The organism is Leucobacter aridicollis (assembly GCF_013409595.1).
GTDB classification, from domain to species: domain Bacteria; phylum Actinomycetota; class Actinomycetes; order Actinomycetales; family Microbacteriaceae; genus Leucobacter; species Leucobacter aridicollis.
Genome location: NZ_JACCBD010000001.1, coordinates 637104 through 658685, shown reverse-complemented (window position 1 = coordinate 658685; position 21582 = coordinate 637104). Strand labels below are relative to the sequence as shown.

Genomic DNA, 21582 nt, shown 5'->3' with positions numbered 1-21582 from the left:
GTTGCGCGGCGACGGTTGCGCCGCGTGGACTGGGCATGGGCCCAGGTCTGTGAAATCTATGCCGCGAGCCAGAGCTGACGGAGTGAGGCACGAGCGCGCTTGATCCGGTCGTGCGTGGTGCTTGTGGAGATGCCGGTCTCGGTAGCGGCCTCCGAGGCGCTTGCCCCGTCAAGCACAGGGCGGAAGGCGGATAGTTCGGCGGCAGGGAGCCGGCTGAGGAGGTCAGTCACGATCGGTTCGGTGAAGTCGACACGGCTGTCCGGGGCGTCGGACTCTTCCGCGAGGTCGCCCTGCTCGTCGTAGACAGGGGGCTGTTGGTTTCGGACGTGCTCCATGAGGTTGTCGAGCGGTCGCGCGTAGTAACTGACGTACTGGCTGTAAGTGAAGGCGAGCTTCACAAGCGGAGTACCGGTCTTGCGACTTCCTCGGACGGCGTCTTCGAGAATCTTCGAGACGATGTCTTCATGGTCTTCTCGGGTGAGAAGGCGATTCGACTTGCGCTTCACGATGGAGCGCAACTTCTTGATGTCAGCGATGGTCAAATCGCCGAAATGATGGTCTTCACCCACGGGGCTCAATCCTTTCGTTGGAAGGAGAGCCTCACGGCGGGTGCCGCGACGGAGGTTTAAGTCTCAGGATGCGTTCGTGACGGCGCTGTTGGCCGGCTCGGACCCAAGGCTCTCTTGGTCTGTAGTTGTATGTTCGAGGATAGCAGCGACCTCCGACGAAGTCGATGAACCTCGCCGGGCTCGTGCTGCCCTCACTCTCTAGAGGTCACGGTTCCCGCCGATCATCCGGACAGGAGAAAGAGAATTTTGATCGGTACTCTGAGAAGTATGGAGTCGGTGGATGAGGGGCAGGTCCGGTTGCTGACCTTTGTAAGGCTCAGCCCGGGTGTCACGGTATCCAAGCTCGCGCGTCTGGTGCGCGCTACCCCGGCCGCGACGCGGCGTCAGGTCGAGGCGCTCGAAGCGCAGGGACTTCTGGAGCGCCGCAACCACCCAGATCACCCGAACGCCAACGAGTTGCATGTCACGGCGGCAGGCGTGGACGTGCTCACCAGTGAGGCGTAACTAGAGACTTCTTGGGGTGCTGCTCGATCTCAGGGATGCTGGTCGTTGCGGCGGCTCAGGTTCCCAGAGCCGTTTGTCGACCGTGGGGTGCTTGTCAGTGCGTGGTCGTCCGGGGCGGCTCCATGAGGCGCCCCGGACTTCGTGCACGACGCGCCAGCCAGCGGCTCGCAAGCTGATTCCGGGTTCGGTCGCGAGCGTATAGGTTCCGATTCTTCGGTACCCCATTGCGCGGCCTGCTCTCCAAGCTGCGGAGTAGAGCGATGACGGCGCATTCGCGCATCCGTCGGTTGCCAGCCTCGTGACTTCCAGGGTGAATCCATCGTCTCGATGCCGGGAGACGGGGCGCCCGACGATAGCGATGCCTCTCATCTCGCCCGATTCATCGACAACGCCGATTGAGAACTTATGCCCAACAACCTTCTTGTGGTGCCGATGATGAGTTTCAACGAATGCGTTCGCATCAGCGAGTGAGATCGGAACGACCGTTAGTCGCACAGTCGGCTGTTCACGCATACCCAGGCACCTCCGGCGGGTCACGTCCAGGACGATTCCTGGGCTGTCACCAGACAGGTGCGCTACCGCATCCGGACAGTATGGGAGCCTCAGAGTCTGCGATTCCGGGGCTGATTCAGCCAATGCGTCCTTGTTGTCGGTTCCCCCTCTCCATCGACCTCAGGTCATGACAACGGCGATTGCCGGTATCAGACCTCGCGACTCTTACCCAGCCCTGCCGAAGGCTTGCTCGAGATACTCCGCGGTGGCGGGGTTCACGGTCTCATTGCGCTGGATGTAGTGCTGCACCGTGATCCGCGGGTCGGTGTGGCCCAGGAGTTCGGAGGCTAGAAGCACGCCTTTAGCGTCGTTGATGACCGTGGCGACGGTGCGGCGGAACCGGTGCGGGGTGACGTTCTCGACTCCGGCCTCGTCCATGACGTCGCGCAGGAGCCGACGCACGTTGTTCGTCGTATGCGGCGTCCCGCTCCGGGTGCTGAACAAGAGCGCGCCCGGTTCTGTCTCGCCTGTCCGGAGGAGCCGGGATCGGATCGCGTGCAGCGCGAACGATGGGAGTGCGACGCGGCGGACCGAGCGATCCGTCTTCGGATGGTCCTGCCGGTGCGTCGGCTCGCCTTTGCGGCTGATGATTGTCCCTGAGATCCGTGCCGTCGGGATCGGGCCGTCGAGATCAATGTCCTGGAGTCGGATGGCGAGAACTTCTCCAATACGAGCGGAGGTACCCAGCATGACCTCGACGATCTGCCCGAGTTGCCGATCAGGCCTCGGCCCCGCCAGTATCCGCCGGGACTCCCAGGCCTTGATCGCTGCCCGAATCTCCTGAACCTCCCCGATCGTGAACGCATCCGGGATGGTCTTCTTCCGGTGCAAACGTGAGACATGATCCATCGGATTGCGGGGCAGGATCTCGTGGCGGACCGCGAGCGCGATGGCGAGGCGCAGGACGACGCGGGCGTGCTTGGCGCGGCTGTAGCTGCGTTTGGCGAGGTGTTTGAGGAAGTAGTCGCAGCGGGCGACGCCGATCTCGCGGAGCGTGAGGTCTTTGAAGGCTGGGAGGACGAGGGTGCGCATATCTCGCTCGTAGAGGTTCCTGGTGGTTCGTGAGAGTCGGTCTTCGATCTCCATGTCTTCCAGCCAGTAGGCGACGAGTTCTGGGAAGGGGCTGTCGGCGCTCATCCCGTTGAAGCCAGGCTGGTAGAGGGTGCGTTCGGCGAGCTTCTGCTTCAGTTTCCGTTCGGCAGCTGAGCGGGATGGTCCGGTGCTCTGCACGAGCCGGTTCTTGCCGTCCCAGTCTCGGTAGCGGGCCTTTGAGACATAGTTACCGCCGGGCTGTGTCCGGGTGGCGATGACTCCGAAGGTGCCGATCGGGGTGCGGGGCCTACCCACGTGCTGGCTCGGTGACTTCGGGAAAGGTGGCGGCGCAGGTAGGTTCGCGCATGGTGTCCATCCATGCGCGAACGTCGCTGGCACCGAACATGATCCGTTTTCCGAATCGGTAGGCGCGGGGGCCTTTCCCGTTGGTACGCCAGTCGTAGATGGTGGAGACAGGCACGCCCAGGTAAGCGGCGAGTTCGTTGACGTTCAGGAGGGGATCAAGGTCGTGGGGGCTGGCGTGTGGTTCGTCGTTCATCCCTCAAGTCTCGAAGGTGGACGATCGAGGTAGTCACGCGGCGCACCCCGTCAATGAACTCCAACTATGAGCGAGAACCCGAGTCAGGCTTGGTAGGACCCCGGTCATAAGCGCTGAACAGCCTGGTGGGCTCGGCGCTTACGCGCGTCGGTTCGTACGAGATGCACCAGGCTGACCGGTCCGATCCAGAAGAACTTGAGCGCGTTCCAGATACAGAGCAGCACGATGAGGTGCATCCACTCGGGCGCGCCGTTGTCGATGAGTTTCGTGCAGGTGCTCGCGATGACCAGGTACGGCACGGCAAGCAGCATCGCGGGCACGCCCCATTTGAGTCCTCGGCGCGTGCGGATGGCGTCGAGCAGGATATTGGTGGGCATGTAGCGGCGCAGGAATGCGCGGATGTGGATGCTGAGGGCCCAGAGTGAGCGAATCATGACGGCAGTCCTCTTCTAAGGGTCTGGCGACAAAGAACCTTGAAGGACTGCCGGGAGGCCGTCATACCGTCACGCTCCGGGGTGACGGCGACACACATTTGAAAGTCGCCTTGCTTGTCCTTCCACTGTACGTCGCACTACTGACAAGCGGAAGCGCGCCGGTCACAGTCCTCGGGAAGCTCCCTCTCGGTGCGTCACTTGTGCCTGCTCACTCTTCTCAGAACGGAGATCCTGGAGACGCGCGAGGGCGGCTTTCGCGCGCGCCACGTCGATCTTCTGCGTATCGCTATCGGGCGCCGGGCCGAGCAGCGTCTTCGTGGTGATGCCGTAGCGGTCGCGATACGCGGCGACCGTTCGCGCTTGCCGTTTCCACGCTGCCGCGGCTCTCGCATCTGCGGGCGTGTCTCCAAGTGCGAGAACCCATTCATGCCGTTCAACGATGGCCTGGTCGAGGACGGCCTCGGTACGGTGTTGGATCAACTCGCGTCGCTCTGTGAGAGCTCGTCGCATCTCGGCGCTCATGGGCCCGGTTGCTTCGGGGATGAGGCCGGCGATAAGGCGGGGTGCCTTGCGGGTACGACCGGAACCAGCCGGCCTCTCGGTGGCGCGGGCGAGGCGGTGGTGCAGGACGGAGGCGATGTCGTCGGCGTCGCTGAATCCGCGAGCTGCCACGAGGCGTGGCATGAGGGCGTCGATGTTGTGGTGGTTCGCTTCCGCACGGCGGAGCTCGGCGGTGAGGGCGCCGAATGCGTCGGAGTGGATCGTGTCTTCTGCTTCGTCCGGGGTGAGACCGGATTCGTGGATGAGGGTGGCGAAGCGGTCGTGTTGGGCGGCTTGCGCGATCGTCTCGTACTCGGCCGCGAGTTGCCCCACCGACCCCCAGGTCTCGTGTTCGGCCGTGATGGTCTCGTGCGCGGAGAGTTCCGCGCCGACGTGCTGCAGGACCCCGTAGAGCACGCTCCGCGCGGTCGCCTCAGGATCATCCGCGGGGTGCGGGGTGGTGTGGTTGTCGTCGGGGCGGTCGGTGGCGACGTAGACGAGGTTCGACTGTCTGCCGCGGGTCATCGCGACATACAGGTTTTCCCGCGTCGTAGACGGATCAGCCAGCACATGAGAGGTATCCGTGGTGATGCCTTGCGCCCTATGCGCCGTGACTGCGTATCCCAAATCGACGTGATCGGAGACATAGTCGGCGGGGAGGATCACGGTGCCGCGGCTGTTCGCGCGACGCGCGGTAACTGATCCGTCGTCGCGGACGTCGGTGACGGTCCAGCGGTCCCCGTTGCGCACCCATCCCCGCGGGGTGTGGAGTCCGCGGTCGTTCTTCCTGGTGATGATCGTGTCCCCGACCCCGGCACGAGCATCGCCTTGGAGGGCGACTTCGCGGCGCGCGTCCACGGTTCCGTCGAGGATGAGGTCAGCGCGGGCGCGCTGATTCAGGGCGTGGACGGATTCGGTCGAGTCCGCGATCAACACAGTCGCATCCCCGGCGAGGACATCGGCGCGCCATGCAGTGTAGGCGGCATCGATCATCGCCTCCGTGTTCCCGCCGGTAATGCGACCGTGGGCTGCGTAGTCGTCTATTGCGTCAGTCTGGCCGTGACGGAGATCAAGGGAGGCGGTCTTCTCCCACTCGTCGACGAAACGGTGAACGTCGACCAGTTCGGGGGCGTCGTTTCGGTCATGCACGAGGAGGGAGAACGCGCCGCCGGCAGTGACGGATTGCAGTTGCGCCCAGTCACCCACCAACAGCACCTTCGCCCCCACCTCCACCGCATGTTCGGTAATGCGGTCGAGCGAGAGGGTGCCTGCGAGGGAGGCTTCGTCCACAATCACGAGCTGCCCTCTGCGGAATGAGGCGCCGGTGCCCTGGTGGTCTTGCCACCACTTCGCGGTGTTCTCCGTCCGGATACCGAGATCATCGGCAAGAACCTGCGCGGCTACCGCGGACGGGGCCAGCCCGATCACGCTGCCGCGCCCATGTTCTCGCTCCCAGGCGGCGCGAAGGGCGCGCATCGCGGTGGTCTTCCCGGTCCCCGCCGGGCCGACCAGGACGTCCACTGCTCGACCTGAGATCGCAATGCCGGTGAGCGCGGCGGTTTGATCGTCGGCGAGGAGCCTGCCGTCGCGGTCTCGGCGGCGGGTGACCTTCTCGACCGCCTCGACGGGCACGGTGGGGGCAGTCATGGTGCGGGCGCGCTCGAGGAGCCGGTCTTCCGCCGCAAGGAGGTCAGGCGATGAATAGACCGTCGATGCGACGGGTCGAAACCTACTGCTGCCGTCATCCCGACGGAACACGGCAGGACTGGACGCGAGCTCGGGCGGGGTGAGCTGGATCGATGCGTGCTCGGCAGCATCGACCACCATTCCGACGACAGCTTCACGATCCTGCGTGGTGGCAAACCGGTACGGCATCGTCTGTCGTGCGGCTTCGGCGGTGAGGTTCCAGCGCCGCCAGGTCGCCCGCTTCTCACCGACCGCCTCCACCACGCTGCGTCCGAGCGAGGCGATCACGTCCAAGGGCACATCGTCAGCGCGGAGCAACATGGGGGCTTCGTTGGCGGTGACGGTGTGGGCCCACCTGGTGGCGTCTTCACCGAGAAGGTGCGACGCACGATCCCGCCACTCACTCGTGAGATCCGCGAGAGAACGGACCTGCTTCTCCGGCCGGGTCGCCAACGTCGCCTGCGCCCGCAACTTGATGACCGTCGCAAGCGGCGGCTGCCGGCCGTGACGCGCGAGGTACTCGGCGATGAGGCGGTTCTTCTCCTCGTCAATCTGTCGGGACCTGGATGAGAACTCAGCCACCAGTCGCTCGGGAACCGTGGTGATCGCCCAGGCGGGGTTGCGGTCGCGTCCCATGTCTCGCGCTTCCCATGCGACGCCGAAGGCACGGGTGAGGTGATCGGCGAACACGGCTTCGTGGACTTCGGAGAGGGCGACGGTGGCGGCGTGGAGGGGGCGGCCGTCGAGGGATCGCCATTTGCCGTCGTGGACGGTCTGCACCTTGTTCGAGATCACCACGTGCGTGTGCAGATGCGGATCAACCGCTCGCGAGTCGTAGTGATCGAACGCGGTGGCGATCACCCCGGACACATCGGCTTGCGCAACCGCACCGTTGCGTCCTGCCGCACCGACTCGGGTTGCGGCAACCTCGCGCTCGATGAACGCAACCATATCCGCAACCGCCGCGTGATGCGCATCCGCAATCAGCGATTGCGTACCCGCGTCGGACACTGCCCACAGCACTGATGCGGACTTCGGTATCGAGAACGTGAAATCGAACCCTGCAACCGCCTTCCGCACACCACGTGCACTCTCCTCAGCCGCGATTGCGGCGACCGCTTCCGCACGCTCCGTCACAGGAAGGTCGGCGTCGAGCCTCGACGTGCGGTGTTCGATGCGCTCGGTCACGGTCGGGTACTTCCGATACGGGCTGCCGAGCGCCTGATCGGTCACCGGGTCGCGGCCCTGCCCAATCAGACGTTGAAGCTGCAACTCGGAAACCTCATCGCCGACGGTGATTGTTCCGTCGCCGAGCGCGGTAACGGCTGACCCGAGCCAGCGCCCCGGCGGCGTTCCTTCCTCCGTGTAGTACCTCGTCAACGGGGTCGAAAGCACCCGATCACCGTCGCCAGTGGCGACGGTGCGCAGGAGGTACTTGTAGCCGTCGCCGGCGGACATCACCCTCATCGAAACCGTCACCGGGCACCGCCTCTCCTCACCCCGAAGGTGAGCTCCATAGCCCGCGGGTGCGGTGGCTTCTGAGGTCACTTTCGGGAGGCGGCGCTCCTCGCTTGCAAGACGCGTGACAATCCGTTCGAGCGAACCGCGAGAGGTCGGCGGCGGCGGGTACCGATGGGACAGGCGCGAGACAGAAGGAAGCGGCTGAACGACGGTGCCTGGGGTCGTTCGTGCACCTGGTTGGTGCCAACTCGGAGCGGCAACACGACTCCGGGATCACCATTCCAGGAGGTTCGCCCGTGGCCGACCAGACCTACACCGACCCGGCCACGCCGCTGCGTGTCGGATCACTGTTCTCCGGCTACGGCGGACTTGACCTCGCCGTCGAGGAAGTCTTCGGAGCACGCACGATCTGGTTCTCCGAGATCAACGAACCCGTCGCCCGCGTCTTCTCCCACCACTGGCCCGACGCCCCGAACCTCGGCGACATCACCACCATCGACTGGAACACCGTGCCGCCGGTGGACATCCTCTGCGGCGGATTCCCCTGCCAAGACGTTTCCACGGTCGGGAAGATGGCCGGCCTGAAACCCGGCACCCGCTCCGGCCTCTGGGCGCACATGGCGGCAGCGATCGACCTACTGCAACCTGAGTGGGTTGTGATCGAGAACGTCCGCGGGCTGCTCTCAGCACCCGCAGTCCGCGCAAACCTCGAAGGAGACGACAATGAGCAACACAATCCCGAAGATGCAATCCCCACCGGTGCACCCCCTGGCGGTGTGGAACGCGACCCGTGGCATCTGGGAGAAACCGCAACTCGACCTCTTCGCGCAGCGGGAGCAGTTCTGGGAGACCTGGCCGACCTCCGGTATGACGCGCAATGGATCGGTCTACCCGCTTCCGCCATCGGCGCACCCCACCCCCGATACCGCGTCTTCATCCTCGCCCACCGCACTCTTCCGAACCCCGCTCGCCTCAGACGCATCCCGGGGCGGGGAGAGCTTGCAGCAAGTGAAGGCACGCCGGGGCACGATCGCACTCAGCCATCAGATCATCGACCTCGCCCTCCACGGACCCAACGGCTACCCGCGCACCGAGGAACCCGAGAGCCTGTGGATGTTTATCGGGCAGCACTTCGACGTTGGGGACGATATGCCGAAGCAGTGACACGCTGGGAAGAGGTAGTCGGTCGGCCGGCACCAACGCCAGCACTTCTGACTGACGCCTCGGACCCTCGACCCGCGCCGGCCTTCGTCGAATGGCTCATGGGACTCACCCCAGGCTGGGTTACAGAACCTTCCCGAGGCCTCACGACCAACCAACAACTCACAGCGCTTGGCAACGGGGTTCAACCCAGGCAGGCGGCAGTTGCCATCACCTCGCTGCTTGCGCTTGCGCTGAACCGCGACTGGTAGCACCCACCGAGATCCGAACGACGCCACCCCAAGTTCAACCATGCGGCGGCGGCTTCGAGAGAATTGATGAGAATCCGCAGGGCTTCTCTTCTCGGTTCGTTTGACAGCAGTACTTTGTATTGCAAGGCTTGGTGGATGGCTACCAGCGATCGGACCGCGCAACTCCGAAAGGGGGTGCTCGAACTTGCGATTCTCGCGGTGCTCGATGCTAAGGAGTATTACTCGATCGAGATCATCGAGCAGCTGAGCGAGCACCCTGCACTGACCGCTACCCCTGGAACGGTCTACCCGCTCCTGGCGCGCCTGGACAAGGCCGGTAAAGTCACGACCCGATGGGTCGAGGCGGGGGGCGGTGGCCCGCCTCGCAAGTACTACCGACTGACGGACGAGGGTCGCGCTGCGCTCGCCGATGGCGCGATGGCGTGGAGCGAGTTGAGTGGCGCAATGCATGACATTCTCCGGGGACGGGGGCGCGCATCGTGAAGCCTTATCTGCGCGAGGTCAGCGTGCACCTCGAACGCCTCAGCCGAACCGATCGCCGCCTCGCTCTCGAAGCACTCGAGGCTCAGCTCGGCGAACTCCAAGAAGCCGGTATCGATCCCGTGGAGGCGCTCGGAACTCCTGAAGATTATGCCGTGGCGCTCCTTGACGCACTTTCGAGCGAGGTTTCTGCGGAGGAGCCCGATCTGCGGCTGCTGGGGCTCCCCGTTGAGACGCGTGGCCTGGTGAATGCCGAGGTTCGGTCGCGTACCTGGAATCCGGCGAACCCACGCCTCGTAGTGCCCCGACTGTTCGGAGTCGGCTGGACGTTGAATCTCGGCGCTCTCGCCGTGAAGCTCAAGTTGATTCGCCCGGATGATGCCACAAGCGATGTGATCGAACAGGTTCCTGAACGCGCTGTGCGTGCAGCGCAACTCGTGCCGCTTCTCGTCACAGGCGCGACCGCCGCTGCCGCAGCGCTCACCTGGGAAACGTTGCCGGATCGTGTCGCGACGGGATTTGATCTCGTGGGCAGACAGAACCGCACGGGACCAAAGCTGTCTGTGATCGGTTCGGTCTTGCTGGGTGTGATACCAGCCCTGTGGGCGGCTCGCAATCGGGGCCCGTCGGAAGAGAGGCTTGTGCGCGCCGCAAATGCGACGACATTGGCTTCGGCCTCAGCCTCAGCGGTCGCTGCATCCATTCTCAGCTCACGTCATCCGCATGGCCGATGGGGGCTGCTCGTGCCCGCCGCTCTTGCTGTAGGGGTCGTCGCATCGCTCGGGGTGGTCGTGCTTCCGCTTCGAGCCGGACTGCGTCGCGCCTGGCGCGGAGCCACGACGACATCAGGGCATACCCGAGATGATCAATGAGGATTTCCGCGTAGCTCGCCTATAGACGCAACCTGGGCCACTTGGCTCTCCCGCACGCTCCTCTTCGACGCGGCAGCCCGGGCGCCACCTCGTTCCGTCCTCTTGCTGTAGCGAACGGTGCACCCCAGACCGATGACTGCTACCGAGAGGGACGGCGGCTTGACGCCACTAGTATGTAATGCAAGGATATATGCGATGCATACTTCTCGCGTCGTTTCCTGCCCCCGTTTCAGAAAGCTGGCTCCTCATGAATCTCGACGCCTCCCCGCTCTCCGGCACGACCGGTCTTGTCATCGGGATCGCGCTTGGGGTTCAACTCCTGTTCGCGGTTATCGGTCTCGTTGTGTTGGTTCGTACGCCGCGAGAGCGGGTGCAGTTCGGTCGCAAATGGCCGTGGGCGCTCATCATCGTGTTCATCAACACGATCGGCACGGTCCTGTTCCTCGCGATCGGACGCCGCCCTGCTCCCGTCGATGTTTCCGCGCCGACGTCAGCGAACGCGGCGGGCACCGTGCAGAGCCTCTACGAGGGCGATCAGCGGTGACCGGCCCCAAACGCCCGGCGCGCACTGCGTCCGTTGCCCCCGCCATCGAGACACGCGGCCTCACGAAGCAGTACGGCGCACGTCGGGTGCTTGACGAACTGGACCTTTCCGTCGACGCGGGCTCTGTGTTCGGGTTCCTTGGAGCCAATGGAGCTGGTAAGACGACTACAATCCGGATTCTGCTTGCTTTGGTCCGCGAGACGGGTGGGAGTGCACGCATCTTCGGGCACGCGCCAGGGAGCGCGGAGGTGCGGCCCCTGATCGGGTACTGTCCGGATGTCCCCGGCTTCGCGTCGTGGATGACCGCGCGGGAAGTGCTCGAACAGGCTGCGACCGTGTTCCAGCTACCGAAGAACACAAGTCGCCGAAGGGTCGCTGACCTACTCGATCTCACCGGCCTCGCCGACACACGGGCAAAGGTGGGCGGCTACTCGCGCGGCATGCGGCAGCGCCTTGGTCTCGCGCAGGCACTCATCAACAGCCCCCGATTGCTGATCCTCGATGAGCCGACCTCTGCCCTGGACCCGATGGGCCGCCGCGCCGTGCTGGAACTCATCACCGAGTTGCGGGGCAAGACCACTGTGTTTTTCTCCACCCACCTCCTGCCCGATGTCGAGCGTGTCTGTGACGATGTCGCGATCCTCAGCTCGGGCCGCGTCGCCGCTGCCGGCCCGATCAGGGAGGTGCGCGCAAGATTCGGAGGCGCCCGCGGCCGACTGATCGTGGAGACGAGCGATCCGGCGCTGCTGCGCGGGATGCTGCCGGACAAGCCCTGGGTGCTGACTGTTGAGGACGAGGAACCCGGGTCGCGGGCGCTTGTGCTCACCGTGGACGACCTGGAGGAGAGCGCTGCGCGGGTCGCCGCGGAGATCGCCTCTCGCGGCGAGCGCCTGTACCGGCTGGAACCGCGGGAGGCCAGCCTCGAAGACGTATTCGTCGATCTCGTGGAGGCAGGACGATGAACGCTATGATTCCGCTTCTCGCCCTGCGTACCCAAGAGGTCGTTCGCACATGGCGGGTGTGGGTGCTGCCGGGAGTGCTCGTGTTCCTCGCGGCCACGGGTCCTGTGATCACTCGCTTTACGAAGGAGATTCTTGCCGGAGCTCTCGGCGGCGGCGAGTTCGGCGCGATCCCGATCCCGGATCCGACCGCCGCAGACGCGGCAGGACGATGGATCACCGATCTCTCACAACTCGCGGTCTTCGTCGTTGTGGTCATGGCAGCGGGAGCTATCAGTAGTGAGGTTCGTTCCGGTGTTGCGTCGCTACTGCTCGTGAAACCCGCATCCCGTGTCGCCTATGTCGTGAGCCACGCCGTTGTACTCATGCTCTTCGTCGCGGTGGCTGCCCTCCTGGGAGCCACTGTCTCGTGGGCAGTGACCGGACTCGTGTTCGACGGTGCTGCTGGTGGAGTCGAGCTTGTCGCGCTGCTCGGAGCGACCGGGGTGTGGGTCGTCCTTGCGGCAGTCCTCATTGCGATATCGCTCTTAGCGTCCGCGGCATTCGACGGTATGGCAGCCGCCGCCGGCATCGGTATCGGCGCGTTCTTCCTGCTCTCCCTGGCGGGCATGGCGCCTCGCCTTGCCGAGTTCACACCCGCCGGCCTCATCCCGGCCGCATCGGCAATTGCAACCGGCGCATCACTGAATGCGGCCACTATCTGGTGGCCGGTGGCTACGGGCCTCGTTCTTGCCGCCCTGCTGCTCGCGACCGCCGTAATCACCTTCCAGCGAAAGGAACTCCGATGACCCAAACGACTGTCACCGCAGACCATCTCACCAAGCGGTTTGGCGATCACGAGGCAGTCTCCGCACTCTCGTTCTCGGTCACCCCCGGGCGAGCATTCGGATTACTCGGGCCGAACGGATCAGGCAAGACCACCACCATCCGTCTGCTCAACGGCCTTCTCACGCCCGACAGTGGCACCGTCACCCTGTTCGGGGAGCAGATGACCCCGCGAAACGCGGACGCACTCAGGCAACGGATCGGCGTGCAAACGGATACCAATCTCTATGACACCCTCTCAGCGCGCGAGAACCTCCGCACGTGGGGTGCGCTCTACGGCATAGACCGACGCTCCCTCGATAGCCGTGTTGATGAAGTGCTCCACACCTTTGGACTTACCGGTCGCGCCGACTCGCTGGTGGGCGAGTTCAGCAAGGGGATGCGGCAGAAGATCGCGATCGGACGCGCGATCATTCACAAACCCGACCTGCTCTTTCTCGACGAGCCAACAGCCGGCCTCGACCCCGAAGCCGCCGCCGAACTCATCGACTACCTCAAGCAGATGATTCAGACGCTGAACACGACTCTGGTCATCTCGACGCATCAACTCGCGGGCCTTGAATCTCTCTGCGACGACATCGGCATCATCGCGCAAGGGAGACTCCTCGCCGCCGGCCCCGTCAAAGCGCTGCTTGATCGGGAGTGGCCCGGAAACCGCTACACGCTCAGCATCGACGGTGACCACAATGCCGCCCGCCGCATCGTCGCCGCGCGCGCGACCGCTGATGGCGGCGCAGACGGCGAACTCGCGTTCCACACCGACGACGAGCACACCGTCTCCGAGATCGTGGCAGCGCTCGTGCATGAAGGCATCGCTGTGAGATCCGTGATCCCGCAGCATCCGACGATCGAAGACTTCTACTTCACCACGCTCGACAAGGAGACCGGCGCATGACCACCCAGGCCCACACCTCACAGCTTTCCGCAACCCGTGGTGTAATCAACTGGCAGCGCGTCACCGCAGTCATGCGCAAAGACTGGCTCGAGGTCGCGCGCAACAAGCAGGTGATCGCTTCCCTCGTCGCCGTACCGCTCGTCTTCGCGGTCATACTCCCCGCGGCAATCATCCTGCTCGGCGGCTCCGGCATCCTCACCTCCACAATCGCGGGACTTCAGGGGTTCCTCGACAACCTGCCCGCAGGAGTCGCCCCGAACGGCTACACACCCGACCAGACGATCGTGTACGCGGTGATCGTCTACTTCCTGGCGCCCTTCTTTCTCGTGATCCCCGTCATGACCGCATCGATCACCGCCTCATCCAGCCTCGTGGGCGAGAAAGAACGCCGTACGATCGAGGGTCTGCTCTACACACCGCTCACCAACCGCGAGCTCGTGCTCGCCAAGGTGCTCGGCTCCGTGATCCCCGCCGTCGTGCTCACCTGGATCGCGTTCATGATCTACACGGTGATCGTCGGAGTGCTCGGCGCACCCATGATGGGCGGGATCTTCTTCCCAACCTGGTCCTGGGCCGTGCTCATCGTGCTCCTCGTACCTCTCGTCGGGTTTCTCGCAACCAGCCTCATCGTCGCTGTGTCAGGACGCTCCACCACAATGCAAGGCGCCCAAGGCACAGCGATGTTCGTCGTGTTCCCAATCCTCGCCCTCGTCATCGGCCAAGCCACCGGACTCATGCTCTTCAACGTCACGGTCGCCCTCATCGCAGCCGCAATACTCGCTATAGCTGACGTACTGGCATTCCTTCTCGTCGTGGCGAAGTTCCAGCGCGAGCACATCGTCACGAAGCTCTGAGTCGCAGCCGCCGTGAAGAACGGGTCAGGGACTAAGGCTCAACCCAATGCACGAGCCGCACTCCCTGTCCCGATCGTCGGCCTCGCCGACATCTGCCCGCACACCCCGCCTACGTCGGGCATCTCCACCAACGTTCATGCCAGTCGAACAGTCGGGTGAGCACGTTCCAGCCTTCCTTCGCGGGAACGCGTTCACACTGTCCCGCCGACGCACCATGTATACGGTGAGTCGCTCGCTTCATGCGCCCTCCCCTCGCGGCCTGCCGCTGGGCCGACCGTCACAATTTCGCGTTGGCGGATTGAGGTGGCCTGACGGCCGAAGCGGCATTCAATGACCGCCGTCAACCACACTGACCCATCCGAAGTCACACCCGACCGAAGTGAAGTCAGAGAGTTCGCACCGATTCACGCGCGCACCGAGACCTTTCATCACCCGGTACGTCCCGTCGCCTATGACTCTGTCAAGTTCATCGTTGTACGCGGCGGAAGCGCACGTCTCTTCAGCGAATTCGGTTGCAGGCACGTCAACATCGGAGACGTGATCGTGCTCGCGGCGAACACTCTCTGCGGGGCGGAACCAGACGACTGGATCACGACGACCACACTCTATCTGGACCGCGAGTATGTGATAGATCAAGTGTTCTGGCAGTACGCGGCTCAATTCCGCACTCGGCTCGACGCCAGCAGCTACCTAGATGCCCACTATGCGGAGCCCGCTCAAGTAGTGCGTATCGGCGAAGCTCGGGCGGGCCTACTCATGCCCTGGCTGGATGAACTCGCTGGGCTGAGTTTGGAAGGCCCAGCCCCAGAGCGCTATTACCGCGCTCAAGCCTTGTTGTTCTCTGTCCTAGATGTGGTGGTGCCGAACCTGAAAATGACGGGCACTCTCGCGAGTGCCACGCAACGCACAGCCGTATTCCCGTCACACCCAAGGCACCGCCAGTTTCACCCTTTGCGCGACGAGGCCCGCCATGCGGCTCATCTGCTGTCTGCGGACCGTGCCCGGAAATGGAAGGTGCCCGAGCTTGCAGAGGAGGTTCATCTGTCGATTTCGCAGTTTCGGCGCGTGTTTGTTGACGCGTTCGGGAAGTCACCGATCGCATACCTGACCATGCTGCGGGCAGAACGAATGGCGGAGTTGCTGCAGAAAACAGACCTCCCAATCTCGGTCATAGCGAACGAGGTCGGGTGGGCTGACCCTGAGTTCGCGGCCCGTCAGTTTCGCCGCAGTGTCGGAGTCTCTCCGAGTAAATATCGGCAGATCAGCCAGAGCAACACACCCGGATCAAACGCGCACCGTGGCCCGGTGAAAGCGTCATGATCCCACGCTCGGATCACTAGGGTTCGTGCTTCTGAGGTAGAGGTGGGCTGACCACGTCGGGTTCGGTGATGCACCTGGCGGTCGCTCACACTCTGTCCGTCGTCCGTCTCGATTGCGTTTCCTGAGTCCCTTCGCGCACCTTCTGGTCGCAGAGGTCACCCGCCGTGTGCGGGTACCTACGGAAGGAGGACGACGATGGCAACCAGCGAGGAAGCGCGGGCAGCGCGGGATGCGACGCTCGACGCCCTGCACAAACAGCTCACCGGCGCGGTGGAGTCGTTGGTGTCGGGTGACGACTGGAAGCAGGCGTTGGAGTTCGCGGCCCGGTTTCGTGCGCGCTCGTTCAACAACACGCTACTGATCTTCGTTCAGCATCAGGCGGCATTCGAGGCGGGCCGGGTGCCGGAGCCAGTGCCGTCGTATGTGGCGGGGTTCAAACAGTGGCAGGCGCTCGGCCGGCAGGTCGAGAAGGGCCAGTCGGGGTACAAGATCCTCGCCCCAGTCACCGGGAGGTTCGCGTCGTTCACGCCGAAGGTGGCGGAGTCGTGGCGCCGGCTCGGCCGGTTCGAGAAACCAAAACCGGGTGAGGCGGTGCGCTCCCGCATGGTCGGTGTCCGCCCCGCCTACGTCTGGGACGCCTCCCAAACCACAGGCGACCCGATCCCCGCCCCGCCATCACCACGGCTGCTCGAAGGCGAAGCACCCGACGGGCTCTGGGACGGCATCGCACGGCTCGTGGAGGCGGAGGGATTCGCGGTATTGCGGGTGCCGCATGAAGGCATGATCCACGGCGCGAACGGCCTCACTGACTTCGGCGCGAGAACGGTGGCGGTGCGGGAGAACATGCCCGAGGCCGCACAGGTGAAGACCCTCGTCCACGAACTCGCCCACCTCCTCCTGCACGGCCCAGACAATCCCGATGCGACGGGGCATCGCGGGATCGCTGAGGTCGAGGCGGATTCGGTCGCATTGATGGTCGCCGCAGCGCACGGCATGGACACCAGCGACTACACGGTCCCGTACGTGTCGGGGTGGGCGGCAACGGTGCCGGAGAAGTCCCCGGTCGAAGTCGTCCAAGCCACCGGCGAACGAGTCCGCAAAACATCCGCCACGATTCTCGACCAACTCTCCACCGCACAGATCGGCAACGGCGACCCTCCCGGCCTCACCCGCGAGACCCCGGCAAAGACACGCACCGAGCCTGCGGTCGAGGCGACCGCTGATCCCTTGGCGGAGGAACCGCGTCGCGCGGTGGCGTCGTCGGCGAGGAGCCTGTGATGGGCGCCGCCGAGGTGTTCGCCGAAGTCAGCGGGATGCCACTCCCAGAGGCAGCGGCTCGGTTCGCTGCAGCCGGGGTGCCGGTGTTCCCGTGCGCGCCGGGCGAGAAACGCCCTCTGGTGCGCCGCGGCTTCCATGACGCGACCGCTGACCCATCGCAGGTGGCGGGATGGTGGTCGAGGTGGCCGTCAGCGAACATCGGCATCCCCACCGGCGCCGCGTCCGGGGTCGAGGTTGTCGATGTTGACGTGCATTCGACCGGCACCGGATTCCCTGCCTTCCAAGCAGCGCACCGTCACGGCCATGCGGCGGGGTGGGCAGCGCTCGTGCGCACCCCCTCCGGCGGCCTCCACGCCTACTACCCAGCACACCCTGACCGTGCGCAGCCGTCGTGGCAGGCCGCGCGAGCGCATGTCGATTTCCGCGGTGACGGCGGCTACATCATCGCCCCACCCTCGAAGGTGCTGCGCCCTGGCGGGGTGCGGGCACCGTACCGGCTCATCGTCGCATCAGGTGATACCCCGGTGCCGGTGGATGCGGCGCGGCTGCGCGACTTCCTGGACCCCCGCACCCCAATCCCTCTCGACCATGCCCGTGCGCGTGCTGCTCGGTTTGAGCGGCGTGGGTCGGATGCGAAGGTGCTCGCGGGCTGGGTTGCGGGGCGTGGTGAGGGTGAGCGGAATCGGGGCCTGTTCTGGGCCGCGTGCCGTCTCGCAGAATCCGGCGCACCGCCCGATGCAACCCTCGATGCCCTGGGACCTGCCGCGGAGCACGCGGGGCTGGGGTCACGGGAGATTATGGCGACGATCCGCTCCGCCTACCGCACCACCCACCCCGCGCCCCGCACATCCGCGGAACCGGTAGCCGATGAGCGGCGTGTGGTGCGCGGATCACCAGGGCGGGTGATCTCATGAACACCGTCGAGGCTGTTCCGCCGCGGGGTCGCCGCTTGGCGGTGGTGACGGCGATCACGGGAACGGTGTTCATCGCAGCCGGCGCATTCTGGCTCAGCTTTACGGCGCTTGCTGATCTTGCCCGGCGGTCTGGGATCGATGCGGGGCAGGCGTGGGCGTGGCCGTTGATCGTGGACGGCATGATCGTCGTCGCAACCGTCGCCGTCGTCGCCCTCGCCAACCAGTCCCGCCCGACCTGGTACCCCTGGACGCTCCTCGCCGCCGGCGCCGTCGTGTCGGTCACGGCGAACGCAATCCACGCGATCATCGCCTCAGACACCGACGTCCCGGCGATTCTTGCCGCATCGGTCGCCGCGATCCCGCCGCTCGTGCTGCTATCGATCACACACCTCACCGTCATCCTCACCCGCCCCACCACCACACCAGATGCAGACGTGATCTTGGCCGCTCCCGCCGAGACGGCCGCTCCATCGCAGACGGTCGCCGCACCGGAGGTTGAGCAGGCACAGCCAATGGAGTTGCCGGTGGTGTCGGTGAGTGAGCGGCGAGCGGAAGCGACCCAGTTGCGGGAGGTGGAGGGGTGGTCAAACAAGCAGATCGCCCGGCACCTGGGCGTGCACCCCTCCACCGTCGGCCGCTGGTTCACCCCAGCCATCAGCAAGGAGGAGACATCGTGAACGATCAGGCAGAGAGGAGTCGCACGGAACTACCGGAGACGCGGCCTGAGATGGTTGAAGGTGGGGAGGCGGAGCGGTCGGCGTTCGCTGTGCACCGCGACCCCTCGCTCACCACCGCCGGTACGGATCCTGGTTCGCGGGTGGTGCGCGGGATCGCGTGGGTGCGGCCGACTGATCTGATCGCGTCGAGCACCGCCCGGATCGCGGGCCGCGGCATCAACTTTCAGAGCGAGCTCGCACACCGTGCCCGCCGCGCACCAGGCCACGCCTACCGAGCCACCCGGAATCATGCGCGCGATATGCGGGATCGGCGTGCTGAGCGTACGTCTGCGGGGCCTGCGGTGTTCGATTCATTCGATGTGTTCGAGCCGCAGGCTCGGCCCCGCTCGTCGTCGTCGTGGGTGCGGCCGTCCGGGATCGGGCTGGGGTGAACCGCCATGCACAAAAGACGGTGGCGCGACGGGGCTGGTGGGGAGCCGGTGCGCACCTGCCTGTCAGGAGGTGCCACCATGCCACAACGAAACACTCCACGCCGCGACGGTCGCGGGCGTGGGTTCGAGAACTCAGAACGACTCCGCGAACTCCTAACCCGCCTCACCACTGCCGGCCCCGACGCCTGGCGGACGGACCCCGACGCAGCAGCACTTATGCGGCACGCGGCCGACAAGTACGCCGCCCTGGCCCGCAAGCACGGTCTTGATCCGTGGGAGGCGGCGACGGCGGCGTTCGAGGCGATGCGCACGCCCTCGGTGCGGCGGGCAGATGATCCGTGGGCGGTCATCACTCGTGCCGTGCAGATCACCTGCATCGCAGAAAACCGAGCCAACGGGCTGCTGTGCTCCGTGCATCAGGCACGCCGGCCCAGGTACTCGAGTTTCCATGACGCCGAACGCTTCTCCGACCGCGAAAACCCCCTCACCGACTACCACCCCGCATTCCGCGCCGACCCCTTCGCACACGATGACGCAGACGACACCGACGAGGTGGAAGCGTCAGGATCGACAGGAGTGGCGTCAGCGGTCGAGGACACGATCGCGCTGCTGTGCCTGCTCGGGTGGGAACCAGAACTCGCCCGCGCCGCAGTCGAATGCATCTGCGCCCGCCTCGCTGAATCCGCCTCACGAGCAGGAGCATACGAATCGCTCCGACGTGACCAGCACGCCCGGGCACTCCTCGACATCCCCGTCCCGTCCTGGTACCGGCTACTGCGCATCGTCCTTGGATCACCAGACGCAAGCCTCACCGGTACGAATGCAAGCCGTGGCATGCTGCTGCGACTCCTGATTGGTGAATCACTCCGGCATCTCCTGTCCGATGTTGACCTCGCGGTTGCCGTCACGGTTGCCGCGCCCGGGGTGATGCGGGGCCGACCATGAGCGAGCCGGGGCATATCGAACTGGAGCGTGCCGTGGATTCAATCTGGGCCGGCCGCCGCCACCGCGAAGACTACGGCGACCTCCACGCGCTGGTGGAGTCGATCGCAAGAGATGGGCTGTTGCAGCCGATCACGATCACCCCGGACGGAATGCTGATCTGCGGCGCCCGCCGTCTGGCAGCAATCCGCCGACTCGGGTGGAAGACGGTGAACGTGTGGGTGCGCTCCGGCATCTCCACCACCCTCGGACAGCTCCTCGCCGAACAGGACGACAACCTTCTCCACAAGCCCCTCACCCGCACCGAGGAAGCCACCCTCTACGCAGAACTGAAAGCGCTCATGGCCGAGAATGCGACTGGCCGGCAGGAAGCATCACGGTTCACCTCGAAACAAGAAAACCCCAGGTCACACGGTGCCGCCACCGTGGCGGCACCGCAGAAGGGCGAGACCAGGCAGCAGGCCGCGCTCATGGTCACCGGCCGCAACGCGTACACCTCGCTAGAACGCATCAACGAACTGCAGAACCTTGCCGCTGACCCTGCGCAACCCAACGACGTCCAGCAGCGGGCACGGGAGGAACTTGACCGGATCGACGCGGGCGGGTCGATCACCGGAGCGCGGCAGCGCATCCGCGCCGCACAAGCCCTCGCAGAACTCGACACCCTCGCCAGCGACCCAGCACAACCGGCAGGCATCCGCGACACCGCAGCCGCAGGAGCTGCCCGTCTTCGCGAGCTCGAAGACACCGCACGGCCGGCGGACCTGGAACGTCTCGCGGAACTCGCTGTCGAGCGCGCGAGAACCGCGACGAAGAAGCGCCCCGCCCAGCTCGCATCCACACGACTCCACGCGGTTGAGGAGCAGCCGCGGGAGTTCCTGCCGGTGCGGTCGTTCGTCTACTTTTGGGATGAGCTCTCCACCTGGGCCGAACGCTACGACCCCGAAACCATCGGCCCCGCCTTGTCGGGTGAGCAGTGGGCGATGTTCGAAAACGCCGTCGCCGCGACGGTCGCGTTCCTCGATACCGCCCGCACTGCACGAAACGTGCGCCGCGAAACCGCTTGAACCCTCGCCGTCCCCCTGCTGAGTGTTTTGGTGCACCTGTCTGGTGATCCGAATCTCGTCGGGAAGGACACCAGAATGGACCCCACCGCTCGCCGCCGCCGCACCGTGCTCATCGCCGCCATCGCCGGCGGCCTCATCCTGCTCCTCCTCATCGGAGTCGGCGTCTACGGACTCATCCGCGGACCCCAGACCACCGAACCCGCTGAACCCGCCCGTCCCGACGGGCCGACGGCAACGAGCCCGACGCTTGTCCCGGCAGAGCCGGAGCCTGTGGTCGCGCTCGGCGATCCGGAAGAGTTCGCAGGCGCGGCCGCGGAGGCGCTGTTCACCTGGGATACCAGCAGTGGCTATGGGCCTGCCGAATACGCGCAGATGCTCGCCGATGTCACCGCCGACGCCGAGGCCGACGCCGCAGCATCCGATGTCCGCTCGTATCTGCCAGCCCCGGATGCGTGGGCGCAGCTCCGCACCCACCAGACGCGGCAGTGGCTCACCATCGACACCATCGAGATCCCCGCTGCGTGGGAAGAGGCTGTGGCGCAGGCGGCGCCGGGGCAGATTCCGGACGGCACGGTCGCGTATACGATCACCGGTACCCGCCACCGCACCGGCTACTGGGGCACCGACCCGGTAACGACGACACAACCGGTCGCGTTCACCGTGTTCCTCGCCTGCACCCCCGAAAGCAACCCCGCACCGGCGCCTGCCGATCCGATCACCGACACCTGTCTGTTGTTGCGGTTGTCGCAGTTCGACAGCCCTTTGCGGTGACCGG

General features: G+C 65.2%; 23 protein-coding genes and 1 pseudogene. 18 read left to right on the top strand and 6 right to left on the bottom strand.

What is annotated here, in order from left to right; genetic code table 11:
* Positions 1 to 56: 56 nt before the first annotated feature.
* The gene (locus BJ960_RS02890; protein WP_185986180.1) at positions 57 to 569 is read right to left on the bottom strand and encodes a sigma-70 RNA polymerase sigma factor region 4 domain-containing protein; all 513 of its coding nucleotides are present in this window, start codon (positions 567 to 569) and stop codon (positions 57 to 59) included.
* Positions 570 to 836: 267 nt separating this feature from the next.
* On the opposite strand from BJ960_RS02890, the gene BJ960_RS02885 reads away from it, so the two are divergent.
* On the top strand, positions 837 to 1073 hold the full coding sequence (locus tag BJ960_RS02885; RefSeq protein WP_185986179.1) for a MarR family transcriptional regulator: 237 nt from the start codon (positions 837 to 839) through the stop codon (positions 1071 to 1073).
* On the opposite strand, the gene BJ960_RS17335 is transcribed toward BJ960_RS02885, so the two are convergent.
* The 5 genes from BJ960_RS17335 to mobF all read right to left on the bottom strand — a co-directional run bounded on the left by BJ960_RS17335 (position 1074) and on the right by mobF (position 7343).
* On the bottom strand, positions 1074 to 1586 hold the full coding sequence (locus BJ960_RS17335; RefSeq protein WP_344038046.1) for an XF1762 family protein: 513 nt from the start codon (positions 1584 to 1586) through the stop codon (positions 1074 to 1076).
* Between the two features lie 204 nt (positions 1587 to 1790).
* Entirely contained in the window at positions 1791 to 2972 is a 1182-nt protein-coding gene (locus BJ960_RS02880; protein WP_185986178.1) for a tyrosine-type recombinase/integrase, read from the bottom strand.
* Positions 2965 to 3216 (bottom strand): helix-turn-helix transcriptional regulator, encoded by a 252-nt coding sequence (locus BJ960_RS02875; RefSeq protein WP_185986177.1) that lies wholly within the window; start codon positions 3214 to 3216, stop codon positions 2965 to 2967. Before BJ960_RS02875 ends, BJ960_RS02880 begins: the two co-directional genes overlap by 8 nt.
* Before the next feature lie 104 nt (positions 3217 to 3320).
* Positions 3321 to 3650, bottom strand: a complete 330-nt coding sequence (locus tag BJ960_RS02870) for a sulfate permease (protein ID WP_185986176.1) — start codon at positions 3648 to 3650, stop codon at positions 3321 to 3323.
* A 162-nt stretch (positions 3651 to 3812) separates the two neighbouring features.
* Positions 3813 to 7343 carry a MobF family relaxase gene (mobF, locus tag BJ960_RS02865; RefSeq protein WP_185988117.1) on the bottom strand — a complete coding sequence of 1177 codons (3531 nt, stop codon included), beginning with the start codon at positions 7341 to 7343 and terminating at the stop codon, positions 3813 to 3815.
* Between the two features lie 221 nt (positions 7344 to 7564).
* Here mobF and BJ960_RS16625 point away from each other — a divergent pair.
* The 17 genes and pseudogenes from BJ960_RS16625 to BJ960_RS02785 all read left to right on the top strand — a co-directional run.
* Positions 7565 to 8014: pseudogene (locus BJ960_RS16625) on the top strand (DNA cytosine methyltransferase); the annotation flags it as partial.
* 46 nt (positions 8015 to 8060) lie between these two features.
* Positions 8061 to 8501 carry a hypothetical protein gene (locus BJ960_RS16620; RefSeq protein WP_237463720.1) on the top strand — a complete coding sequence of 147 codons (441 nt, stop codon included), beginning with the start codon at positions 8061 to 8063 and terminating at the stop codon, positions 8499 to 8501.
* Positions 8502 to 8884: 383 nt separating this feature from the next.
* Complete coding sequence (locus BJ960_RS02855) at positions 8885 to 9232, top strand: PadR family transcriptional regulator (protein ID WP_185986175.1); 348 nt, start codon at positions 8885 to 8887, stop codon at positions 9230 to 9232.
* Positions 9229 to 10101 (top strand): DUF5808 domain-containing protein, encoded by an 873-nt coding sequence (locus BJ960_RS16615; RefSeq protein ID WP_185986174.1) that lies wholly within the window; start codon positions 9229 to 9231, stop codon positions 10099 to 10101. The genes BJ960_RS02855 and BJ960_RS16615 overlap by 4 nt, the downstream gene beginning before the upstream one ends.
* Before the next feature lie 247 nt (positions 10102 to 10348).
* Complete coding sequence (locus BJ960_RS02845; protein ID WP_185986173.1) at positions 10349 to 10645, top strand: PLD nuclease N-terminal domain-containing protein; 297 nt, start codon at positions 10349 to 10351, stop codon at positions 10643 to 10645.
* On the top strand, positions 10642 to 11607 hold the full coding sequence (locus BJ960_RS02840; protein ID WP_185986172.1) for an ABC transporter ATP-binding protein: 966 nt from the start codon (positions 10642 to 10644) through the stop codon (positions 11605 to 11607). The genes BJ960_RS02845 and BJ960_RS02840 overlap by 4 nt, the downstream gene beginning before the upstream one ends.
* On the top strand, positions 11604 to 12392 hold the full coding sequence (locus tag BJ960_RS02835) for a hypothetical protein (protein ID WP_185986171.1): 789 nt from the start codon (positions 11604 to 11606) through the stop codon (positions 12390 to 12392). The genes BJ960_RS02840 and BJ960_RS02835 overlap by 4 nt, the downstream gene beginning before the upstream one ends.
* Entirely contained in the window at positions 12389 to 13324 is a 936-nt protein-coding gene (locus BJ960_RS02830; RefSeq protein ID WP_185986170.1) for an ABC transporter ATP-binding protein, read from the top strand. Before BJ960_RS02835 ends, BJ960_RS02830 begins: the two co-directional genes overlap by 4 nt.
* Complete coding sequence (locus BJ960_RS02825; RefSeq protein WP_185986169.1) at positions 13321 to 14178, top strand: ABC transporter permease subunit; 858 nt, start codon at positions 13321 to 13323, stop codon at positions 14176 to 14178. The genes BJ960_RS02830 and BJ960_RS02825 overlap by 4 nt, the downstream gene beginning before the upstream one ends.
* Before the next feature lie 330 nt (positions 14179 to 14508).
* Positions 14509 to 15498, top strand: coding sequence for a helix-turn-helix transcriptional regulator (locus tag BJ960_RS02820; RefSeq protein WP_185986168.1), 990 nt, complete (start codon positions 14509 to 14511; stop codon positions 15496 to 15498).
* 195 nt (positions 15499 to 15693) lie between these two features.
* Positions 15694 to 16776, top strand: a complete 1083-nt coding sequence (locus tag BJ960_RS02815; RefSeq protein ID WP_185986167.1) for an ArdC-like ssDNA-binding domain-containing protein — start codon at positions 15694 to 15696, stop codon at positions 16774 to 16776.
* Positions 16776 to 17690, top strand: a complete 915-nt coding sequence (locus BJ960_RS02810) for a bifunctional DNA primase/polymerase (protein WP_185986166.1) — start codon at positions 16776 to 16778, stop codon at positions 17688 to 17690. Before BJ960_RS02815 ends, BJ960_RS02810 begins: the two co-directional genes overlap by 1 nt.
* Entirely contained in the window at positions 17687 to 18367 is a 681-nt protein-coding gene (locus BJ960_RS02805; RefSeq protein ID WP_185986165.1) for a DUF2637 domain-containing protein, read from the top strand. The genes BJ960_RS02810 and BJ960_RS02805 overlap by 4 nt, the downstream gene beginning before the upstream one ends.
* Entirely contained in the window at positions 18364 to 18798 is a 435-nt protein-coding gene (locus BJ960_RS02800; protein ID WP_185986164.1) for a hypothetical protein, read from the top strand. The genes BJ960_RS02805 and BJ960_RS02800 overlap by 4 nt, the downstream gene beginning before the upstream one ends.
* A 78-nt stretch (positions 18799 to 18876) precedes the next feature.
* Positions 18877 to 19743 carry a hypothetical protein gene (locus tag BJ960_RS02795; protein WP_185986163.1) on the top strand — a complete coding sequence of 289 codons (867 nt, stop codon included), beginning with the start codon at positions 18877 to 18879 and terminating at the stop codon, positions 19741 to 19743.
* A gap of 32 nt (positions 19744 to 19775) precedes the next feature.
* Positions 19776 to 20807 (top strand): ParB N-terminal domain-containing protein, encoded by a 1032-nt coding sequence (locus BJ960_RS02790; RefSeq protein ID WP_307814651.1) that lies wholly within the window; start codon positions 19776 to 19778, stop codon positions 20805 to 20807.
* Positions 20808 to 20882: 75 nt separating this feature from the next.
* A complete protein-coding gene (locus BJ960_RS02785; RefSeq protein ID WP_185986161.1) occupies positions 20883 to 21578 on the top strand; it encodes a hypothetical protein in 696 nt (231 codons plus the stop codon).
* Positions 21579 to 21582 lie beyond the last annotated feature (4 nt).